The sequence below is a fragment of the Lactobacillus laiwuensis genome, from assembly GCF_019972835.1.
GTDB classification, from domain to species: Bacteria; Bacillota; Bacilli; order Lactobacillales; family Lactobacillaceae; genus Lactobacillus; species Lactobacillus laiwuensis.
Genome location: NZ_BPPB01000006.1, coordinates 152525 through 174659 on the forward strand (window position 1 = coordinate 152525; position 22135 = coordinate 174659).

Sequence of the window (22135 nt, forward strand, 5' to 3'; positions counted from 1 at the left end):
GCAAAAAATATTGTTGATGATAACCACCTTGCTCGTAATGCTTACTACTAGTGCTTGTGGTCTACCGGGACTTTCTGATAGTGAGGGCAGTGAAAAAAATATTAGAATTACGGCACTGACAACAACTGAGTCGCAAATTATGGCTAATATTGTTGCCCAACTAATTGAGCATGAAACGTCATACAAGACCTCTATTGTTAATAATTTGGGGTCTGCACCGATGCAGCACCAGGCTTTGTATCGTCATGATGCTGATATTCAAGCAGCTGCGTATGATGGTGGTGAGTTAACAGCGAATTTGCTCTTACCTGCCATTAAAGATTCCAAAAAGGCAAATGATACAGTGCGCAGAGAAGTAAAAAAGAGATGGGACCAAACTTATTTGCATACCTATGGTTTTGCTAATAATTATGCCTTTATGGTTAGAGCAAAAGATCAAAAGAAATATCATCTTTATAAAATTTCAGATTTAAAGAAAGTTAAAGACAAATTTTCTTTTGGTGTAGCATCTGAATGGGTTAATGCTCCAGGAGTGGGTTATCCGGCTTTCCAAACAGCCTACGGAATGACTTTTGCTAAAGCCCATCCTATGAACATAGGTTTAGTTTACTCCGCTTTGAATAGTGGAAAAATGGATGTTATTTTGGGCTATTCAACAGATGGTCGAATTGACAGCTATAATTTACATCTCCTAAAAGATGATAAGCATTTCTTTCCACCATATAATTGTGGGATGTTGATTAATAATTATTTATTGCGTGAGCATCCTGAATTAAAGCCGATACTAAAACGCCTGGTTGGCAATGTGAGTGTACATGATATTCGTAAAATGAATTTTCAAGTTGATGACAAGTTGCTTGAGCCGTCTATTGTTGCACATCAATTCTTAGTAAAGCATAATTACTTTAGGGGGGAGAAATAATGTCTCGTTTATCATTGTGGCAGCAATTTATTTATTATTATGTCCATAATGGCAGTTATGTACTAGAACAATTTAATCGTACTTTTCTCATTTCAATCTATGGGGTCCTATTCGCTGCAATTATAGGTATTCCAGTGGGAATTTTTATTTCTCGCAATGGTCATTTAGGTGATTTTGTTGTTGAAATTGCCAACTTTATCCAAACTATCCCATCTTTGGCCCTGTTGTCCATAGTAATGATCGGCTTGGGCCTAGGTGTTATGACTGTTATTGTAACAGTTACACTTTATTCACTTTTGCCTATTATTAAAAACACATATACTGGTATGAGTAATGTTAATAAAAATGTTATTGATTCCGGTAAAGGAATGGGTATGACAAAGTTGCAGCTACTTTACATGGTCCGTTTGCCCCTATCAATGTCAGTTATTATAGCAGGTTTAAAAAATGCTTTAGTCATAGCTATTGGTATTACATCAATTGGTTCATTTGTAGGTGCTGGCGGTTTAGGAGACATTATTATTCGCGGCACTAATGCTACTAACGGCAGTGCAATTATACTAGCCGGAGCTCTTCCTACAGCATTAATGGCAATTTTAGCAGACGTCATTTTGAATTTTTTGCAGAAAATATTACAACCAAAGGGATTAAAAAAGGCAAACTAAAAAAGTTTTTGGCAATTTTTACGTAATTATTATTGTGAATAAAATTAATAAACATTTGTTCGCCTTTTTTCTTGCAAATATACACTAAAGCAAAGTATAATTATTACGTATTAAAATAATGAAACTATTTATAGGAGGACAAGAGTCTTGGCCAAAGATGAAAAACAAGCTGCGTTGGAAAATGCACTTAAGAAAATTGAAAAGAATTTTGGTAAAGGCGCCGTCATGCGTATGGGCGATAAAGCCGACACCAAAATTTCGACTGTTCCTTCAGGTTCGCTTGCTCTTGATGCGGCCTTGGGAGTTGGCGGCTATCCCCGTGGTAGAATTGTAGAGATTTATGGACCAGAGTCTTCTGGTAAAACGACAGTTGCTTTACATGCGGTCGCTGAAGTGCAAAAAAGAGGTGGTACCGCTGCTTATATTGACGCTGAAAATGCCATGGATCCTGCTTATGCAGAGGCACTAGGTGTAGATGTTGATTCATTAATTTTATCCCAGCCAAACACTGGTGAAGAGGGATTGCAGATCGCGGATACACTGATTACGAGTGGTGCGATTGACATTTTAGTAGTTGATTCAGTTGCTGCACTTGTGCCACAAGCTGAAATTGACGGCGAGATGGGTGACAGTCATGTCGGACTGCAAGCTCGTTTAATGAGTCAAGCATTGCGTAAACTTTCAGGTAATATTAATAAGACCAAAACTATAGCAATTTTTATTAATCAAATCCGTGAAAAAGTTGGGATTATGTTTGGTAACCCTGAAACTACTCCAGGTGGTCGCGCACTCAAGTTTTACGCCACTATTCGACTTGAAATTAGAAGAGCAGAAAAAATTAAACAAACTGGTGGTGAAATCACTGGTAACCGCGTAAAAATCAAAGTTGTTAAAAATAAAGTTGCCCCACCTTTTAAAGTTGCCGAAGTTGATATGATGTACGGCAAAGGTATCTCTCAAAGTGGTGAACTTCTAGACATGGCAGCTGACAAGGACATTATTGCTAAAGCAGGTTCTTGGTATTCATATCATGATGAACGAATTGGGCAAGGACGAGAAAATGCCAAAAAGTATCTTGAAGATCATCCTGATGTTTATGATGACGTTCAGAAACAAGTTCGTCAGGCTTTCGGCATTGATGAAGAATCTGTAGCTGAAAGGGAAGATCCGGAAAAAATAAAAGAGAAAAAAGCTAAGAAAGTTGCAAGCAAAGAAAAGGAAGCTTCTGATAAAAAAGAAGCTGACAGCAAAAGTAGCTAACTATGAGGAAATAGACCTCGACCTGTGAAAACTGGTCGAGGTTTTTTTCATGACGTTTGACATAATCCCCGTGGTTCTTTATCATTAATATTGTGTGAATAATCTAAAAAAATAAAAAAGGCGATAGAAATCATGATGAATAAATTTTTGATTCCCGTCGCGATTGCTATTATTTCAATTACAGTAGGCATGGTTGTAGGATACGCTATACGTAAAAACATTTGGGAAAAGAAAGCCCAAAATGCTCAAAACGATGCCGATCATATTTTAACCGAAGCAAAAGCACGAGTCGATGCTGCTAAGGCAGAAGTCAATGCACAAAAGCAGGCAGCTGATGCTATCAAACAAAGTGCGCAAAACACCAAAAAAGAAAAAATTCTTGAAGCCCAAGAACAAATTCAAGATTATCGACAAAAAGTTGAAGATGAATTAAACGACAAACGTGACACAATAGCACGTGATCAAAATCGCTTAACGCAACGAGAGGATACTCTTGATCATAAAAACTCTTTGCTAAAAGAAAAAGAGGATGATTTAGCTAAAAAAGACGAGCAGCTAGAACAGAAGCAAACTGAATTGACCACTAAGTTGCAAAAGGCAGATGAATTAGTCGAACAGACTACACAAAAGCTGTATGAAGTTGCTCATTTAGACAAGGAGCGGGCGCAAAAGCTTGTTTTAAATCAATTGTCAGATCAATTAGTTAAAGAACGAGCAGAAATGATTAATAATAGTAATGCAGAAGTAAAAGCCAAGGCGGATCACTATGCACGTAAAATAATTATTGATGCTATTCAAAGCAGTTCTGCTGATACGGTAGCCGAAACCACAGTATCAGTAGTTGATTTGCCTAATGAGGAAATGAAAGGTCGAATTATCGGTCGTGAAGGGCGTAATATTAGATCTTTTGAAGCACTTACCGGAGTAGATCTAATTATTGATGATACTCCTAAAGTTGTGACACTAAGTGGTTTTGATGCAATTAGACGTGAAATTGCTAAAAGGGCAATGGAACGTTTAATTAAAGATGGAAGAATTCATCCAGCTAGAATTGAAGAAACAGTTGATAAAGCTCGTAAAGAAGTCAATGATGATATTTACGAAGCTGGCGAAAGTGCTCTAATGGAACTGGGGATTCACAAAATGAATCCAGAGTTGGTCAAAATATTGGGTAGACTCAAGTACCGTACATCATACGGTCAAAACGTTTTGGGTCATTCGATTGAAGTTGCAAAACTAGCTGGAACAATGGCTGCGGAGCTTGGATTAAATGAAAAATTAGCGGTTCGCGCGGGATTATTACACGATATTGGAAAAGCAGTCGACCATGATATTGAAGGTTCACACGTCGAGATAGGCGTGGAATTGACCAGAAAATATCACGAGCCGGATGTGGTTGTTAATGCAATTGCAGCACACCATGGGGATGTGCCGAAACTATCATTTATTGCGGAACTGGTAGTTGCAGCGGATACAATTTCTTCTGCAAGACCTGGTGCCAGAAGCGAAAGTTTGGAAAACTACATTAGAAGACTTACTGACCTGGAAGAAATAGCTAACAGGTATGAGGGGGTTAAGCAGGCATATGCTATTCAGGCTGGACGTGAAGTTCGCGTAATGGTTGAGCCTGATAAGATTTCAGATGATCGAATTACAGTATTGGCACGAGACATACGTAACCAAATTGAAAAAGAACTTGATTACCCGGGTAATATTAAAATAACAGTTATTCGTGAAAAGCGTGCTGTAACAATTGCGAAATAAAATATAAGGTTGAATTTTAAAAATTCAGCCTTTTTTATTTGATTCTTTTTATAAATTTAACTAAAAAGTGGCGTATTTTGACATATATTATCGTAAAGTGACATATTTTGCTAAAATGAAAGGGTATACAATTAAAATTGAATGGAGGAAACTGCTGTGAATCTAAAAATAACAGTTGAGCTGAAAGATTTTTTGCAAGAGCTAGGATATCCATTTGATTCTATTTCTGGGTTACTTGATTCCAGCGTTATGGACAAATATCTCAATGCCAAGTGGATTAAGAATTCGCATGTATTTCAAGTGCTTGATAGAAAAGCAAGCGATGAACAGTTGCTAGCTTGCAGTGATGTCCGAAATTTTTACCAGTTTGTTCCTCCATATTTTGCTGCATTATCAAGTAAAAACGGAATACAAGCAATTTCTCGGTTAGCAACTTACCAGCAGCTTATAGGACCAATCGAAATGGGAAGATTTAAAGAAGGTGAAAATTTAAGAATTCATATTAGATATTTAGATCAATATCGTAAATACTCACGATTTAGTTTACTGGTTGATCAAATTTCTCTGGTTAGTCTGATTAGAGCAGGAACAAATAAAACTATTATCCCTGTGTCTATTGGTAGCAAATACAAATATGGATCAAAAATTAATAGTTATTTAGGCATTAAAGGTCAAAATAGTTTAGACAATTATTTGGTGTTTAGAAAGTGTGATTTAGAACAACCATTTATAACTAAGAACGATGTAATGTGGAACTTTATTGAACCCGGTTTAAAAAAGTACATTAAAAAATTAAATATTAATCCTCCAATTTCAGCCGTTGTACAAAACACTCTTTTTCAGCTGATTGCTGGGGGTAATTTTCAGCTAAAAGATGTAGCAAATGAGCTAAGTATTTCTTCACGGACATTACAAAGATGGCTGCAAAATGAGGGTACTACATTTAAAAAGCAACTCAGTATTGTACAAAAAATTTTGGCACAGAACCTACTTCAAGATAAAAATTTAAATACTGCTGAAGTAAGTTTTTTAGTCGGTTTTAATAGTGTTGCTTCATTTTATAAGGCTTTTAAAAAATGGTCTGGATTAACGGTCAGAGAGTACAGACTACAAAAAATTCTACAATCTAATAGTATTAATGCAATTTAATTTAGGAGAAAACAAAATGTTTTTAAAAGATAATGAGTCTTGGAATGTGACTTATGACGTTGTGGTAATCGGTTTTGGCGGAGCAGGTGCTACAGCAGCGCGTTTTGCTGCAGATAAAGGAGCAAATGTCCTTTTAGTAGATAGTGCGCCAGAAGGACATGAAGGTGGTAATACCCGATACTGTGGTCAGATTGTTGAAGCAGGTTATGATTATGACAAGCTCAAAAAGTATTATCAAAAAATGACTGCTCCACTTGATTTAGATGAGCAGGTGCTTGAAACTTTTGTAAAAGGGATGGTCAATTTACCAGATTACTTTGAAAAGTATCTCGGTGGTAAAGCATTTAGCGTTAAAAATAATCCAGGTAACAAAAATGTTGCTATGTTGGCATACATGAGTGCTGAATATCCCGAATTTGAAGGTGCAGATACAAATGACGACTTGTTAGTACATGATCAAATATTCGATGCCGCTCTTTGGAAGAAATTGCGCCAGAATGTTTTAGACCGCAGCGACAAGATTGATGTACTTTATTCAACACCGGCAAAGCATTTAATCCAAGATACGGATAAGACAATTATCGGTGTACAGATTGAAAATAAAGGCAAGCTGTTCAACGTCCAAGCAAAAAATGGTGTAGTTTTAGCGCTAGGTGGATTTGAAAATAACGAACAAATGGTGCAGGACTATTTAGGTGAAACTAATTTACTGCCATATGGGACGCTTTATAACAATGGCGATGGCATCAAAATGGCCATAGAAGTTGGTGCGGATTTATGGCACATGAATAATTATGAACCAGGTGGAACTGTTAATTTAGCTGCTCCCAAAGGCCAAAGAGCTCATAACATTATGGCTTGGAAAGCATTATTTGGCGGTTCACTGATCACAGTTGGCGATGATGGGACGCGTTATGTAGCAGAAGACGATCCAACCCGTCATGGACATCGTTATAATCATGGTATTTGGAGAATTCCTTTAGCTCAAGTACATCCTCATATGATTTTTGATCAGAAGAAATACGATGAACTATTCTCAGCTGAGAATGATGAATTTCAAAAGGAAGCTTTAAGCAAAGTGGTTAAGTCAGAAACTATCGCTGACTTAGCTCAAGAAATAAAAGTTGATCCGGCAGTTTTAGAAAATACTTTGAACACGTATAATTTCTTCGTTGATCGTGGAGTTGATTACCAATGTGGCCGTAAGCCAGAGTCAATGACCAAAATTGCACTTACAGGTCCGTTCTATTCTTTAGCTCAGCAACATACTATGTTAAACACTCAAGGTGGACCACGCCGAAATAAAAATGCTGAAGTATTAGATACAGATCAGAAAGTTTTGCCACACTTATATGCTGCTGGTGAACTGGGTCATATAGGTGCAAATCAATATAATGGCGGGGGTGACATGGCTGACTGCTTAATATTTGGTAAGATAGCTGGAGAAAATGCCGCTAAAATTAAAGATGAGCAAGTTGTTTCAGGTGCCAGTGTTAGTGAAAATAATGCTGATGCTGCATTTCCTGAATCGGATGTAAAAGAAGAAAGCTATTCAACTGCTGAAAATCAATATATTGGTAAATCTTCAAGTGGTATGGGCAACGAAATTATAGTGCGAGTAACAGTTGACAGTGATAAGCGTCCAAGCAATATTGAAGTTTTAAAAGAAAGCGAATCACCTGACTATGGTGAAAAAGCAATTAAGAAAATGAAGACAGAAATGCTAGCACAGAAAACAGCTAACGTAGATGCCGTTTCTGGAGCTTCTGCATCAAGTCGTGCATTTAAAGAAGCAGTTGAATCTGCGTTGAAGCAGGCCTAGATTCTAACGAAAGGATAAAAAATGGCAAATTTAAAAGATGGCATTTATCAAGGACAAGGCTCTGGTAATCGCGGTGAAGTCAAGGTTTCGGTAACAGTCAAAGACAATAAAATTACGGATGTAACAATTGATCAACAAGACGAAACTTCTGGTATAAGCACTGCTGCCTTAAAAAAAGCACCGAAGTTAATTGTTGAGCATCAGTCATATAATATTGATGCAGTCACCGGTGCAACTATTAGTTTTCAAGCTGTCCAAAAAGCAGTCAGAGATGCAGTTTCAAAGGCTGGCGATCCCAGTGGTCTTGATCAAAAAGTTGATTTGAGAAATACTGAGAAAAAGTTTAATGGTGAGGACTACCGTAACGTTAATCCAGATAATTTGCAATTTGAAGATCAAACTGATGTTTTGGTAATTGGTGCAGGTGCAGCTGGTCTTTCAGCTTCTATTACTGCCAGGCAAAAAGGTGCCTCAGTAATTTGTTTAGAATATACTTCAAGTTATATGTTGTCTGATATGACTTTATCAGGTGGTTATTACAACGCTGGTGGGGGCACTAGTTTGCAAAAATCTCAGGGAATAAAAGATACCAAGGAAAACTGGAATAATTATTTAAAAGCGGTTGGTCAAGGATACGAAGATGCGGGCATGAGAGAAACAATCGTTGAACATGGCGCAGAAGATTATGAATGGCTGGCTGGTGAAGTTGGTGTCAATTTTCAAGAAGTCCAAGAAATTGGTAATGAAGAAGCAATGAAAGACTATGCGACTCCAGCAGCCAGGTCTCATTTAACTGTCGAAAAAAGTGGCTATGGTTTGTCAAAGCCGCTTTACAATAAGGCAAAAGAAGTTGGCACAAAATTTATTTTTAATATTACAGCTGAGAACTTAATTACTGACGAGAATAATAATGTAGTTGGTGTACATACTAATAAGGGTAACTACAGAGCTCAAAGTGTTATTATTGCTACAGCAGGCTTTTCTCGTAATAAAGAGATGCTTAAGAGTTTTGCACCTGATTTTGCTGTTGGAGAATCATATGGTTCAATCAGACAAATGGGTGATGGTATCACCATGGGTGCTGAAATTGGCGCTAAGTTAAAAGATATGTGGATGCCAATAGCAAACTCAATTGGCACGCAATCCGGCGATAATGTCTGTATCGGTCCTCTGTGTACTGCCTGGACAAAGCCTTACATTTGGGTAGGCACAGATGCTAAAAGACACTTTAGGGAAGATATGTATTTTGAATATGCCTCTAAGAAAATCGCAAGTCTTGATCAAGGCTACGTTTGGTTAATTTTTGATGAAGGCATGGCAAATGAAATGCCAGCTGCTTTTTCAGCACCAGCTCCGTCACCACATTTAAAACGTGAGGTAGAAGATGGTTACTTCAAGAAAGCTGATACGATAAAAGAATTAGCTCAGCAGATTAACCTAAATCCGGAGGTATTAGAGCAAACAATTAAAAAGTGGAATAATGATGTCACTGGGGGAGAGGACACAGAATTTAATCGTCAAAAAGATTTAACAGCTTTCAAAGCACCATTTTATGCTGCTAAACTGGCTCCATCAACACCAGACATGGCAGGTGGATTAGCTATTAACACCAAAGCAGAAGTTCTGGACAATTTTGATAAAAAGATAAACAATCTTTATGCTGCAGGAAGTACTACAGGTGGTTGGCGCGGAATGACTTATCCCGGATGTGGAATGGGCATTACTAATGCTGTTGTTTTTGGAAGAATAGCTGGAGAAAGTGCTGCAACTAATGTCAAAGTAGAGGCTGATGCAAGTTCAGCTGCCTCTCACATGTAGTTTTTATATTTTGTGAATTAATTAGAACTGGATTCATTTGAACCTAGTTCTTTTTAATTATAAATAACAACATTTTGTTAAAAAATACTTGTATTCAATTAACCTAATTTGTGCATTTTTATTCCAGCTTGTATAATTAAGACAACTATAAATGAAAGTAGCCGACTATGTTTAAAATTATTGTTGAATTATTTTTTTTAGTGATTATACAAGCTGCGATCACGCCTTTTATTAGGAGATTGGCTTTTGTATTAGGTGCAGTCGACATTCCAAATAAAAGAAGGGTAAATAAAAAACCAATGCCAACGTTAGGCGGATTGGGTATTTTTGTGACCTTCAATATTGGCGCTTTTGTTTTATTGCGGGAGCAATTCCCAACTCATGAGGCTTTTAGCATACTTCTAGGATCCAGTGTGATTGTCTTGACCGGCATAATTGACGATATTATGGAGCTAAAGCCAAGGCAAAAAATGTTGGGTATATTTATTGGTGCTCTGGTAATTTATTTTCTTGCCGGCATCAGGATGAACGTCTTAAATTTACCCTTTCTTAATAAACAAATAAATTTAGGCTGGTGGAGTTTACCAATTACTATTTTTTGGATATTGGCCTTAACTAATGCAGTTGATTTAATTGATGGTCTTGATGGCTTGGCCGATGGGGTTTCAATGATTTCACTTATTACCATGGGGATCGTTGGTTATTTCTTCCTGCATACCGGTCAATTATACATACCTATTGGCTGTTTTATGCTTGCTGCCTGCCTATTGGGATTTTTACCTTATAACTTTCATCCCGCAAAAATATTTTTGGGTGATACAGGAGCTTTATACATTGGCTTTATGATTGCGGTATTTTCACTTAAAGGTTTAAAAAATGTGACTTTTATCTCTCTGTTAGTGCCAGTCACTATATTAGGGGTTCCAATTACAGATACAATTTATGCCATGATTCGGCGCAAATTAAATAACCGTCCGGTTTCGCAAGCCGATAAGCACCATTTGCATCATCAACTAATGAAAATGGGTTTAACCCATAGACAAACTGTTTTAACTATTTATGCTTTGTCGCTAATTTTTTCATTCATTTCTCTCTTGTTTTTGTTGTCACCAATGTGGGGAATGTGGGTTTTAATTGCTGGTCTGGCAGTTGCCTTAGAGTTTTTTGTGGAATCTATTGGTCTTTTAGGAGAAAAATATAAACCACTGATGAATTTGACCCAAAAGCTGATTAATTCTCGCAGTAAAAAAGATCCTACTGTGGAAGTTTGGCACCTCGGACAAGACAAGCCTGAGCAATTAAGAAAGAAAAAGAAAGATTAAGCTTGGAAGATACTAGTTTTAAGGTCAATTTGACTATTGCCAAAATCAATAAGAAAAAAAGAAGACAAATTCCTTGAATGTGGATTGTCTTCTTTTTTCGTATAGTTATTGAATTATGTTTTTATTGATCATGATAGTTATGTTGAGTGACAACGATTTCGTTATATCTTTTGGGAAGAAAAATAAACTGTACTTTGCCGGACAAAATATTGGTAAGATCATTTTCTAAATTCTCTAATTTGTTTTCATCAATGTAAATTGAAATTGTCACGCTGACGCCATAGTCAATATTGTCAATAAAGATTTTTTGTTGTTTAAGATAATGCTGGACCTCATCGAATTTATTATAATCGACTTCGAATTTAACACCTTGTTGCTGAACGCGTTTAACTACACCTACAGCTTCGGCTGCCTTAGTCACACTATTAGAATATGCACGGATCAATCCTCCAGCTCCCAGTTTTATTCCGCCAAAATAGCGCGTAACTACTGCAGTGACATTTTTAAGTTTCATTAACTGCAAGGCTTTTAATTCGGGAACTCCGGCCGTACCAGAGGGTTCACCGTTGTCGCTGGCTTTGACGTGCTCATCATTGAGGCCAATAGTATAAGCAAAAGTGTTATGAGTAGCATCACGATATTTGTTAGAAACAGCAGCAATTGCTTTTTCAGCTTCTTCAACGGTTGAGGTCCTAATTAGAGTCGTAATAAAGCGACTTTTTTTAATCGTTAATTCGTGATGGCCATTTTCTTTAATGGTCAAATAATTTTCTTTTTCATTCAAAAAAATCAGCCCTTTTTGCGTATTTATCATTGGAGGACAAAATGGAAAGTATTTCAAATCTTGCAGGCCGCCAATGGCTTAGTAGTCAAATGGATTTTAGCACAAAGGATGGCTTAACCAAAATCGAGGCAATTAAAGATGGTCGCTGCTTGCGTTGCAATGCAAAGGTTTATGCCAAATTGCCAAGTGGCAAAAAATATTGCAGAGCTTGCATTGGTCTGGGAAGAATTGTGGAAGGCGATTATTTGATTCGCAATAAACAAAAAATAAATTTTTCGATAAAAGCAAATGGTGGATTAACGTGGAAGGGTGAACTAACCTCACTACAAGCTGAAATTGCACGCAAATTAACTAAAAATTATGTAGATGGTCGAGATTCACTAGTCCATGCAGTAACCGGTGCAGGAAAAACAGAAATGTTATTTCCGTTAATAGCACATTGTTTGGCAGAAGGAAAAAGATGTTGTATAGCCACGCCAAGAATTGATGTGGTAAACGAATTATATCCGCGTTTTCAAAAAGCTTTTAGTGAAATTAAAATCGGTAAATATCATGGCCGTGAGTACCAAGAGCCTGGCTTAGAACAATTAACTATTTGTACAACACACCAATTGTTAAAATTTTTTCATGCTTTTGACTTACTTGTGATTGATGAAGCTGATTCTTTTCCCTATGCCCATAATTCAGAATTACATTTTGCAGCGAAAAATGCGGTTAGTGCTAATGGTCAACGCGTTTACTTAACTGCAACGCCTACCAAAGACTTATTAGTATCTGTAGAAGAAGGTAAATTACGCAAACTAAAGCTGAAAAGAAGGTTCCATGGAAATCTTTTACCTGTACCAAAAGAAAAATTGTTTCTCCGTCCTTTTCTGCACCAAAACAAAATCAATGTTAGACTCATTAAAGAAATTGTAAAAGTTATACAAGCAGGCCACCCACTACTGCTTTTTGTACCTCGTGTTGATCAAATAAAGCTTTATGTTGATGCCCTGAAAAAAGAGCCAAAATTTAGTCAGATTAGGATTTCTGGAGTTTATGCAAATGATATTAATAGAATTGAAAAGGTTGAAAAGTTTCGGGCAGGAAAAATTCAGTTGTTAGTGACGACTACAATATTGGAACGAGGCGTTACTTTTAACCATGTCTGGGTAATTGTTGTTCAAGCAGACGATAAAATTTATTCTGCTTCGAGTCTAGTACAGATAGCTGGCAGAGTGGGTCGGGCTAAAACAGATCCCAGTGGTTTAGTTTTATTTTGTTATCATAAATACACTAAAAGTATTCGTGATGCGATGAAACAAATTCGTGAGATGAACAAATGAAAAAGTGCTTACTGTGCGGTCAGGTTTTTGTTGCTAAAGTAACATTTGTAGAATTATTCTCTTGGAACAAGCAGGAAGCCCAATGCATCTGTTGTAATTGTCAAAGTAAATATATGCGGATTCCTGATAAACACTGTCCAATTTGCTTTGGCAAATTGAGCCAAGATAAATTTTGTTCAGATTGCATTAAATGGCAGAAAATATATGGACAAAAATTATTAAAAAATCATTCCATATATTTATATAATAGGGCTTTTCATGATCTAATGGTTAATTATAAGCGGTATGGTGATTATGCTTTGCACAAAGTACTACAGGAATTATGTCTGGAAGATCTGGCTAAATTTAAAGCTGATCTTTATGTTCCCGTGCCCACTTCTCCAGAGCATCTTGCACAAAGGCAGTTTGATACTGTCAGTTCAATATATGGTAGTCTTGTTTCATTAACCCCTGTATTGGGTAAGAAGGCAGGACTAGGAGCACAAGGAGAAAAAAATCGCGCGGAAAGATTGAGAAGTGCGCAAAGTTTTTTTGTTAAGAAAAATTTTACGATTAACTTTCAGAAATGCAAGATACTTTTATTAGATGATATTTATACTACGGGCAGAACGCTTTATCATGCACGGGATGCACTGGCAGAAGTTTTCCCTAATGCAAAAATCAGTAGTTTTACCTTATGCAGATAAAACTAAATTGTTCAGCGCTTTCATGTTTTGCTATAATTTTGCTATAATATAGGTAACATAAGACTGCAAAAGCAGTTGAAAGGAGAATCTCATATGTTAAAGTATAATGTTCGTGGTGAAAATATTGAGGTAACTGATGCTTTAAGAAGTTACGTTGAAAAACGCCTGAAAAAATTGGAGAAATATTTCGATTTGAATCAAGATATGATTGCCCACGTTAATTTAAAGGTGTATCGTGATCACAAGGCTAAAGTTGAGGTAACTATACCACTGCCATACTTAGTATTGAGAGCTGAAGAAACTACTGACGACATGTATCGCAGTATTGATTTTGTTTCTGAAAAACTTGAAAGACAAATTAGAAAATATAAGACCCGTGTGAACCGTAAGAGTCGTGAAAAAGGCATTAATGACTTCTTTGTTGAAAGTGCCGAAGAAGAGACTAAAGGCAGAGAGAGTAACGAATTTTCTATTGTGCGCAATAAGCAAATTGGCTTAAAACCCATGAGTCCTGAAGAAGCAATTTTGCAAATGAATATGCTTGAACATGACTTCTTTGTTTTCCAAGACGGTGAAACTAACGGCACAAGTGTTGTCTATCGCAGGAATGATGGCCGTTATGGTTTGATTGAAACAAAATAAAAACAGTATTATCAAGCAAGGGCCCCACATTTAGTGTGAGGTCTTTGTTTTGTTTATTTTTCATTTGGCGTCAATCATGGTAAAATTATCATGTGTTTTTATACTTTAGCTACATATAAGGATCGATTAAATGGTAAACATTTTAAAGAAACTATACAATAATGATAAAAGAGAACTGAAAAAGTTTGAAAAAATTGCTAGTAAAGTTGAGGATCATGCAGAAGAGTATGGTCAACTTTCTGATGAAGAACTGCAGGCTAAAACACCTGAATTTCGTAACCGGCTAAAAAATGGTGAAAGTTTGGATTCACTTTTACCGGAAGCTTTTGCGGTTGCTCGTGAAGGTGCCAAAAGAGTTCTAGGCCTTTATCCATTTCATGTGCAGGTTCTGGGTGGAATTGCGCTGCACTATGGTAACATTGCTGAGATGATGACAGGTGAAGGTAAGACTTTGACCGCAACCATGCCAGTATATTTGAACGCATTAACTGGAAAAGGTGTTCATGTTGTTACTGTCAACGAATACTTGTCTAGTCGTGACGCTGAAGAAATGGGCCAGTTGTATAAATGGCTTGGTTTAACTGTTGGTCTTAATCTGAACGCAATGTCTCCAGATGAAAAACGGGAAGCATATAGCTGTGACGTTACTTATTCCACTAATGGCGAACTTGGTTTTGACTATTTGCGTGATAACATGGTTGTTTACAAAGAACAAATGGTTCAGCGTGAACTTAACTATGCCATTATCGATGAGGTTGACTCAATTTTAATTGATGAAGCAAGGACACCATTAATTATTTCCGGTGAAGCTGAACAAGCTAATGGTGACTATATTCGTGCTGATCGCTTTGTCAAAACTCTTCAAGAAGATAAGAGTGACGATGATGCTGATGATGACAAGGATTATGGTGATTACAAGATTGATTGGCCAACTAAGACTATTTCTTTAACTAGAACTGGTATTCAGAAAGCTTGTGATCATTTTGGACTTAAAAATTTATACGATGTTGAGAATCAAAAATTGGTGCACCACATTGATCAAGCTTTAAGAGCAAATTATATTATGCTTAAAGACATTGATTATGTTGTCCAAGACGGAGAAGTTTTAATTGTTGACTCATTTACTGGTCGTGTGATGCAGGGTCGGCGCTATTCTGATGGTTTACACCAGGCTATTGAGGCAAAAGAAGGAGTAAAGATTCAAGAAGAATCTAAGACCCAGGCTACAATTACCTTCCAGAACTTCTTTAGAATGTATAAAAAACTTGCCGGGATGACAGGTACTGCCAAAACGGAAGAAGAAGAGTTCCGTGAAATTTACAATATGCAGGTTATTACTATTCCGACTAACCGCCCTTTAATTAGAATAGACAATCCTGATATTCTTTATCCAACTTTGTCATCGAAGTTTGCGGCAGTGGTTAATGAAATAAAAGAGCGTCATTCTAAAGGTCAACCAGTTTTGGTCGGTACTGTCGCGGTTGAAAGTTCTGAACGACTCAGTAATTTACTGGACAAAGAAGGAATACCGCATGCAGTTTTAAATGCCAAAAACCATGCTAAAGAAGCTCAGATCATTATGAATGCTGGTCAACGCGGTGCCGTAACTATTGCGACTAACATGGCTGGTCGTGGTACTGACATTAAACTAGGGCCTGGTGTCAAAGAATTAGGTGGACTGTCTGTTATTGGTACCGAGCGTCATGAATCCCGTAGAATTGATAATCAGCTCCGTGGTCGTTCCGGTCGTCAAGGGGATCCCGGTGTTACACGTTTTTATCTTTCACTTGAAGACGACTTGATGAAACGTTTTGGTGGCGATAGGGTCAAAGATTTTCTCGACCGCTTATCTGATAATGATGATGACAAGGTAATTGAGAGTCGCTTAATCACCAGACAAGTTGAGTCAGCGCAAAAACGAGTTGAAGGTAATAACTACGATACTCGTAAGCAAACTCTGCAATATGATGATGTTATGCGTATTCAGCGTGAAATTATTTACGGTGAACGGATGCAGGTTATTGGTGAAGAAAAGTCACTTAAGGATGTTTTAATTCCGATGATTCGGCGCACCATTAATAGTCAAGTAGATATGTTTACGCAAGGTGATCGCAGTAAATGGCGCCTTGATTCTCTGCGGGACTTTATTTCTTCCAGTTTAACTAATGAAGAAGAAACAGATGCAATTGATTTCAAAACAATTACCGTATCTGACTTAAAGCAAAAATTATATGATCTTGTTGAAGCCAATTATGAAGAAAAAGAAGAAATTTTAGCTGATCCTTCTGAAATGCTTGAATTTGAAAAAGTCGTTATATTGCGGGTAGTTGATGATCGCTGGACTGATCATATAGATGCAATGGATCAATTAAGGCAATCAATTAGTCTGCGTGGTTACGGTCAACTTAACCCGTTAGTTGAATACCAGGATTCTGGTTACAACATGTTTGAAGAAATGATTTCAAATATTGAGTTTGACGTAACTCGTTTATTTATGAAAGCTGAAATTAGACAAAATCTTAGTCGTTAATAGTTAAGATTGAAGAGAAAGCAGCTGCTTTCTCTTTTTTACTGAAATTTTATTAAAAAATAAAGGAGCTATTTTTAAAAGATGGAAATAAGTGTAATTCAAAATGAATTAGATAGTTTAAATAAGCGGTTAGACCACTTTAGGAGGTCTCTTTGACTTAGATTCAATAACTGAAAATATTATTGCTAATGAAAATAAGATGCAGGACCCGTCTTTTTGGGATGATCAAGAAAAAGCTCAAAGCCTAATCGGTGAGACAAACTTGTTAAAAGAAAAACGCGATTCTTTTAACAAATTAAAGTCTGATTATGAAAATGAAATAACGGCAGTAGAATTGTTGCGGGATGAACCTGATAGTGACTTACAAAAAGAAGTTGAAGCTGATTTACAACAGTTGCAGACTGAATTTCATGATTACGAATTAGATTTGCTCTTATCCGGTAAATATGATAGTCATAATGCCCTAATTGAAATTCATCCTGGTGCTGGTGGTACTGAGGCTATGGACTGGGGGCAAATGCTGCTTAGAATGTATCAGCGTTATGCTGATATTAGGAATTTCAAGTTTGAAATTAATAACTGCGAGCCCGGAGAAGAAGCAGGTCTTAAAAGTGTCAGTGCAAAAATTACTGGCAAAAATGCTTATGGCTTATTGAAGTCAGAAAACGGTGTTCACCGATTAGTCAGAATCTCACCTTTTGATTCAGCTAAAAGAAGACATACTTCCTTTGCTTCTGTTGAGGTTATCCCGGAAATTGATGACAGTATTAAGGTCGACATCAATCCTAAGGACCTTCGCATTGACGTTTACCGCTCAAGTGGTGCAGGAGGACAGCATATCAACAAAACTTCCAGTGCCGTTAGAATCACTCACTTGCCAACAGGAATCGTAACTACATCTCAGGCACAGCGTTCTCAGTTGCAAAATAGGGAAACTGCGATGAATGAATTACGAGCAAAATTGTTTCATTTAGAAGAAGAAAAGAAACGTAAGCATAAACAGGAACTTAAAGGTGACCAAAAAGAAATTGGCTGGGGTTCACAAATAAGATCCTATGTTTTTCATCCTTATAATTTGGTTAAAGATTTGCGCACAGGCTATGAAACTTCTGATACAAATGGTGTAATGGATGGTAAGCTGCAGCCATTTGTATATGCATATTTGCAATGGCTTTTAAGTCAGGAAAACCCGGAGTAGGTGATTAGATGAGTTTTTGGGGAATTGTTTGTTTAGTTTTACTGGCCATAGTTATTTTGGGAGTCCTTTTTGCCATATTCCACTTATTTTTCATGATATTGCCTGCAGCTTTAGTTATTATTGGCATTATATGGCTGATTAACCACTTTACTAAGAATGATGAAAATAAGAGTATGCACTCTGATTCTGGTCCGTATGACTGGAATAATTGGAGTCAAAATAATGAAACCAGACCAAAGCGTAAAAAAGTACGAGATGCTAAAACTAAAGATGTCGACAAGTAATAAAGGGGCATTTTAAAATGACAAATGCGGTCAAATTAAGAAATTTAATTCGTGATAATAAAATTGTCCACGTTGTTCAAGGAAAGCAATATATTAAGGATAAAGAGATTGTAGTGTCTGATATTTATAGACCAGGATTGGAATTGACAGGATACTTTGATTTTTATCCGCGCCAGCGTATTCAGCTATTGGGTCGCACAGAAATTTCTTATGCTGCTAGGTTAGATCATGATAGCCTGGTCCAGGTTTTTAATAAACTCTGCACTCCTGATACGCCGTGCTTTTTTGTGTCACGTTCTTTGCGCATTCCACCTGAATTAGCTCAAGCTGCCGATGCAGCCCAAATTCCAATCCTTTCTTCACCTGAATCAACCACTTATGTTTCTAGTATTTTAACGGAATATTTGCGGGAACGTCTGGCTGTTCGTGATACGATTCACGGGGTTTTAATTGAAGTCAAGGGCATGGGTGTCCTTTTAACCGGTGATTCGGGTGTTGGAAAATCAGAAACTGCCTTGGGTTTGATTCACCGTGGGCATCGTTTAATTGCCGATGATCGGGTCGATGTCTATCAAAAAGATGTTGAAACGGTCATGGGTGAAGCACCGGCCATTTTAAAGCACTTAATGGAGATTCGCGGCATTGGCATTATTGACGTCATGGACTTATTTGGTGTTGGAGCAGTTAAAAATCGTGAAAGTATTCAACTAGTAATCAAACTTGTCAATTGGGATAATAAGGCAAATTACGATCGTTTAGGCTTTGAAGAGAGTAAACGTGATATTTGCAATGTTGAAGTGCCACAAATTACCATCCCAGTTAAAGTAGGTCGCAACATGGAAGACATTATTGAAATTGCTACAATGAATTTCCGTGCGAAAAGAAGTGGTTATAACGCCACAAAAACTTTTGACAATAACTTAACGAAGCTAATTAAGGAAAACTCTAAAGAAGATTCAGCAAAGGATAAGAATAAATGACATTGACCATTAGTCCAGTAGCATTTAAATTAGGAAACCTAAGTGTCAAATGGTATGGCGTCATCATGGCAGTGGCAATTATTTTAGCTGTATCAATGGCAATTGTTGAGGGACGCAAACGGCAAATTGCAAGTGATGACTTCATGGATTTGCTGTTATGGGCTGTTCCGATTGGATATGTTGGCGCACGAATTTATTATGTTATCTTTGAGTGGAATTATTACTCCCAGCATCTCGATCAGATAATTGCTATTTGGAATGGTGGTATTGCTATCTATGGCGGCCTGCTAGCTGGTTTGGCAGTTCTTTTGGTATTTTGTTATAAAAGGATGCTGCCGCCATTTTTGATGTTGGATGTCATTACCCCGGGTGTAATGGCGGCTCAGATATTAGGACGCTGGGGTAATTTTATTAATCAGGAAGCCCATGGTGAGCCAACTACCCTTGCATTTTTACAAAGCTTGCATTTGCCTAATTTTATTATTAGCCAAATGAAAATTGGTGGGATCTACTACCAGCCAACTTTTTTATATGAATCTTTTTTTAATTTGATTGGTTTGTTAATAATATTGTTTTTGCGGCATAAAAAGCATTTATTCAAACAGGGTGAAATATTTATGCTTTATTTGGCATGGTACTCTGTGGTGCGCTTTTTTGTGGAAGGGATGCGGACGGACAGCCTTTATCTAATGGGTTCAGTTCGAGTCTCACAACTGCTTAGTTTAATACTATTCGCTGTGGTCATAGGGCTATTTATTTATCGCAGAAAAGTAATTAAACCCAGATGGTATCTTGACGGCAGCGGTTTGAAGTACCCTTATAGTCGGGATTAAATAATTGTTTTAAGTGAAAGAGAGTTACAAATGACAAAAATTGCAGTTTTAGGAGCAGGTTCATGGGGCACGGTTCTGGGATCGATGCTTGCTGATAAAGGTTATGAAATCGTATTGTACGGCAATAACGAAAAAGTTAATGATGAAGTTAATCAGCATCATACTAATGAGCATTACATGAAGAATTGGCAGGTAAATGAGACAGTAACTGCAACGGGTGATTTAAAACAAGCATTAAAGGCTGCAGAAATTGTTTTATTTGTCCTGCCCACTCAAGCTATTCGCAGTGTTGCCCAAAATGTAAGCAAAGTGTTAAAACAGATCAAGGCAAAACCACTTTTAGTTACTGCTACTAAGGGTATTGAACCGGGATCCAAAAAATTGATTTCCGAAATTTTAACAGAAGAAATTTATCCTGATGATGAAGATAAAATTGTAGCAATTTCAGGACCAAGTCATGCAGAAAGTGTAGCTCAAAAAGATTTAACTGCAATTTCATGTGCTTCAACAAGTAGGGAAAATGCGCAAAAAGTTCAGCAGTTATTTTCAAATGATTATTTCCGCCTTTATACAAATAGTGACTTGATTGGTGTTGAAGTGGCTGGAGCAGTTAAGAATGTTATTGCCATTGCAGCAGGTATTTTAGTAGGAAAACACTATGGTGATGATGCTAAAGCGGCTCTAATGACGCGTGGTTTAGCTGAAATTACGCGTTTAGGAGTCAATTATTTTGGTGCCGACCCGATGACTTTTAGCGGACTTTCCGGAATAGGTGATTTAATCGTTACCTGTACGTCAGTTAATTCCCGCAATTGGCGTTGTGGTAAACAATTAGGTGAAGGGAAGAGTCTTGACTATATATTGCAGAACATGGGCCAAGTTGTAGAGGGTGCGACAACGGTAAAAGCTGTGCATGAATTGTGTCAAGAAAAGCAGATCGATATGCCAATCAGTGAAGCAATTTATCGCGTTTTATACCAAAATTCTAATGTTGATGATGAAATTACCAGGATGATGGGCAGGAGCCCTAAACAAGAAATTAGACTTTAGCAGGCAATTTGTTGTAACATTACTTACGAAAAATAAGAAAGTACTGGGGGTAAAACTATGACGGAAAAATATGATGTGATCATTATTGGAGCAGGGCCGGGTGGCTTAACTGCCGCTCTTTATGCTTCTCGCGCAAATCTGTCAGTTCTGATGCTTGATCGCGGTTTGTATGGCGGGCAAATGAATAACACCGATGCGATTGATAATTATCCTGGTTTCAGTGAAATAAAGGGACCTGAGCTAGGCGAAAAAATGTATAATTCAATCATGAAATTTGGTGCCAAATTTGAGTATGGCGATGTTCAAACAGTAACCATAGATGGAGACCAGAAAATCGTAAAAACAGATACAGGTGAATATAGTGCTCCTGCTTTGATTATTGCTACTGGGGCTGATCATCGTCATTTAGGAGTCCCTGGTGAAGATGAATATTCTGGTAAAGGTGTTTCTTATTGTGCAGTTTGTGATGCAGCCTTTTTTAAGGACGAAGACATTGCTGTTATTGGTGGTGGCGATTCGGCAATTGAAGAAGGAATCTATTTAGCACAAAGTGCTAAATCAGTTACGGTTATCCATCGTCGTGATCAGTTACGGGCACAGCCGACTTTACAAAAACGTGCTTTCGCCAATTCCAAAATGCACTTTATTTGGAATGGTTTGACCGAATCTATTGATGGCGATGGTGAAAAGGTTACAGGAGTGACATATAAAGATAAAGAAACAGGAGAAGAAAAGCATTTGCAAACTCGCGGTGTCTTTATCTATGTCGGGGTTATTCCTCAAACAGCCCCATTTAAAGACTTAGGCATAACTGATGAAAAGGGTTGGATTCCAACTGATGAACATATGAGAACTAAAGTTGATGGCATCTTTGCCTTAGGTGATGTACGTGCTAAAGACTTGCGTCAGATTGCTAATGCAGTTGGTGATGGCAGTATTGCTGGCCAAGAGGCTTATAATTATCTCCAAGACTTAAATGATCGTTAAATATAAAGACTAAAAAAAGAATTCATTTAAATTGAATTCTTTTTTTATTTTTACGGCTAGCAATAATGATAAATGCTAGAATAGAATCTATGAAACCGAATTTATTGCTAGAAA

19 protein-coding genes are annotated in these 22135 nt (G+C 37.2%); 18 read left to right on the plus strand and 1 reads right to left on the minus strand.

Translation table 11 applies throughout. From position 1 onward, the window contains the following. Window positions 1-16: 16 nt before the first annotated feature. From LDM92_RS06525 to LDM92_RS06560, 8 genes are all read left to right on the plus strand, one after another. Window positions 17-922: an osmoprotectant ABC transporter substrate-binding protein gene (locus LDM92_RS06525; RefSeq protein WP_223902571.1), complete on the plus strand. Its 906-nt coding sequence runs from the start codon at window positions 17-19 to the stop codon at window positions 920-922. Continuing rightward, a complete protein-coding gene (locus LDM92_RS06530) occupies window positions 922-1587 on the plus strand; it encodes an ABC transporter permease (protein WP_223902515.1) in 666 nt (221 codons plus the stop codon). Before LDM92_RS06525 ends, LDM92_RS06530 begins: the two co-directional genes overlap by 1 nt. A 147-nt stretch (window positions 1588-1734) precedes the next feature. Further along, on the plus strand, window positions 1735-2847 hold the full coding sequence (gene recA / locus LDM92_RS06535) for a recombinase RecA (RefSeq protein ID WP_034977431.1): 1113 nt from the start codon (window positions 1735-1737) through the stop codon (window positions 2845-2847). Window positions 2848-2982: 135 nt separating this feature from the next. Continuing rightward, the gene (gene rny / locus LDM92_RS06540; protein ID WP_223902572.1) at window positions 2983-4611 is read left to right on the plus strand and encodes a ribonuclease Y; all 1629 of its coding nucleotides are present in this window, start codon (window positions 2983-2985) and stop codon (window positions 4609-4611) included. A gap of 156 nt (window positions 4612-4767) precedes the next feature. Further along, a complete protein-coding gene (locus tag LDM92_RS06545) occupies window positions 4768-5760 on the plus strand; it encodes a helix-turn-helix transcriptional regulator (protein WP_223902516.1) in 993 nt (330 codons plus the stop codon). Window positions 5761-5776: 16 nt separating this feature from the next. Continuing rightward, a complete protein-coding gene (locus LDM92_RS06550; RefSeq protein WP_223902517.1) occupies window positions 5777-7582 on the plus strand; it encodes an FAD-dependent oxidoreductase in 1806 nt (601 codons plus the stop codon). A 21-nt stretch (window positions 7583-7603) separates the two neighbouring features. Further along, window positions 7604-9400, plus strand: a complete 1797-nt coding sequence (locus tag LDM92_RS06555) for an FAD-dependent oxidoreductase (protein WP_223902518.1) — start codon at window positions 7604-7606, stop codon at window positions 9398-9400. Between the two features lie 167 nt (window positions 9401-9567). Next, window positions 9568-10722, plus strand: coding sequence for a glycosyltransferase family 4 protein (locus LDM92_RS06560; protein ID WP_223902519.1), 1155 nt, complete (start codon window positions 9568-9570; stop codon window positions 10720-10722). 121 nt (window positions 10723-10843) lie between these two features. Here the strand turns inward: LDM92_RS06560 and LDM92_RS06565 are convergent, their stop codons facing one another. Further along, on the minus strand, window positions 10844-11506 hold the full coding sequence (locus LDM92_RS06565; protein WP_223902520.1) for a YigZ family protein: 663 nt from the start codon (window positions 11504-11506) through the stop codon (window positions 10844-10846). Between the two features lie 41 nt (window positions 11507-11547). On the opposite strand from LDM92_RS06565, the gene LDM92_RS06570 reads away from it, so the two are divergent. From LDM92_RS06570 to trxB, 10 genes are all read left to right on the plus strand, one after another. Further along, window positions 11548-12831, plus strand: coding sequence for a DEAD/DEAH box helicase (locus LDM92_RS06570; protein ID WP_223902521.1), 1284 nt, complete (start codon window positions 11548-11550; stop codon window positions 12829-12831). After that, window positions 12828-13517 carry a ComF family protein gene (locus LDM92_RS06575; RefSeq protein ID WP_223902522.1) on the plus strand — a complete coding sequence of 230 codons (690 nt, stop codon included), beginning with the start codon at window positions 12828-12830 and terminating at the stop codon, window positions 13515-13517. The genes LDM92_RS06570 and LDM92_RS06575 overlap by 4 nt, the downstream gene beginning before the upstream one ends. A gap of 93 nt (window positions 13518-13610) precedes the next feature. Continuing rightward, the gene (gene hpf / locus LDM92_RS06580) at window positions 13611-14159 is read left to right on the plus strand and encodes a ribosome hibernation-promoting factor, HPF/YfiA family (RefSeq protein ID WP_223902523.1); all 549 of its coding nucleotides are present in this window, start codon (window positions 13611-13613) and stop codon (window positions 14157-14159) included. A 130-nt stretch (window positions 14160-14289) separates the two neighbouring features. After that, window positions 14290-16689 carry a preprotein translocase subunit SecA gene (secA, locus tag LDM92_RS06585; RefSeq protein WP_223902524.1) on the plus strand — a complete coding sequence of 800 codons (2400 nt, stop codon included), beginning with the start codon at window positions 14290-14292 and terminating at the stop codon, window positions 16687-16689. Window positions 16690-16770: 81 nt separating this feature from the next. Further along, window positions 16771-17887, plus strand: a protein-coding gene (gene prfB / locus LDM92_RS06590; RefSeq protein WP_223902525.1) for a peptide chain release factor 2 whose coding sequence is annotated in 2 segments (ribosomal slippage) — window positions 16771-16842 and window positions 16844-17887 — 1116 coding nt in all. Because the reading frame shifts where the segments join, the coding sequence is not laid out codon by codon here. A gap of 8 nt (window positions 17888-17895) precedes the next feature. Further along, complete coding sequence (locus tag LDM92_RS06595; protein WP_223902526.1) at window positions 17896-18171, plus strand: hypothetical protein; 276 nt, start codon at window positions 17896-17898, stop codon at window positions 18169-18171. Between the two features lie 17 nt (window positions 18172-18188). Next, window positions 18189-19151 (plus strand): HPr(Ser) kinase/phosphatase, encoded by a 963-nt coding sequence (hprK, locus tag LDM92_RS06600; protein WP_223902527.1) that lies wholly within the window; start codon window positions 18189-18191, stop codon window positions 19149-19151. Beyond that, the gene (gene lgt, locus LDM92_RS06605) at window positions 19148-19984 is read left to right on the plus strand and encodes a prolipoprotein diacylglyceryl transferase (RefSeq protein ID WP_223902528.1); all 837 of its coding nucleotides are present in this window, start codon (window positions 19148-19150) and stop codon (window positions 19982-19984) included. Before hprK ends, lgt begins: the two co-directional genes overlap by 4 nt. 30 nt (window positions 19985-20014) lie before the next feature. After that, window positions 20015-21034, plus strand: coding sequence for an NAD(P)H-dependent glycerol-3-phosphate dehydrogenase (locus LDM92_RS06610; protein WP_223902529.1), 1020 nt, complete (start codon window positions 20015-20017; stop codon window positions 21032-21034). 57 nt (window positions 21035-21091) lie between these two features. Continuing rightward, window positions 21092-22021 (plus strand): thioredoxin-disulfide reductase, encoded by a 930-nt coding sequence (trxB, locus tag LDM92_RS06615; protein WP_223902530.1) that lies wholly within the window; start codon window positions 21092-21094, stop codon window positions 22019-22021. The last annotated feature ends 114 nt before the right edge of the window (window positions 22022-22135 follow it).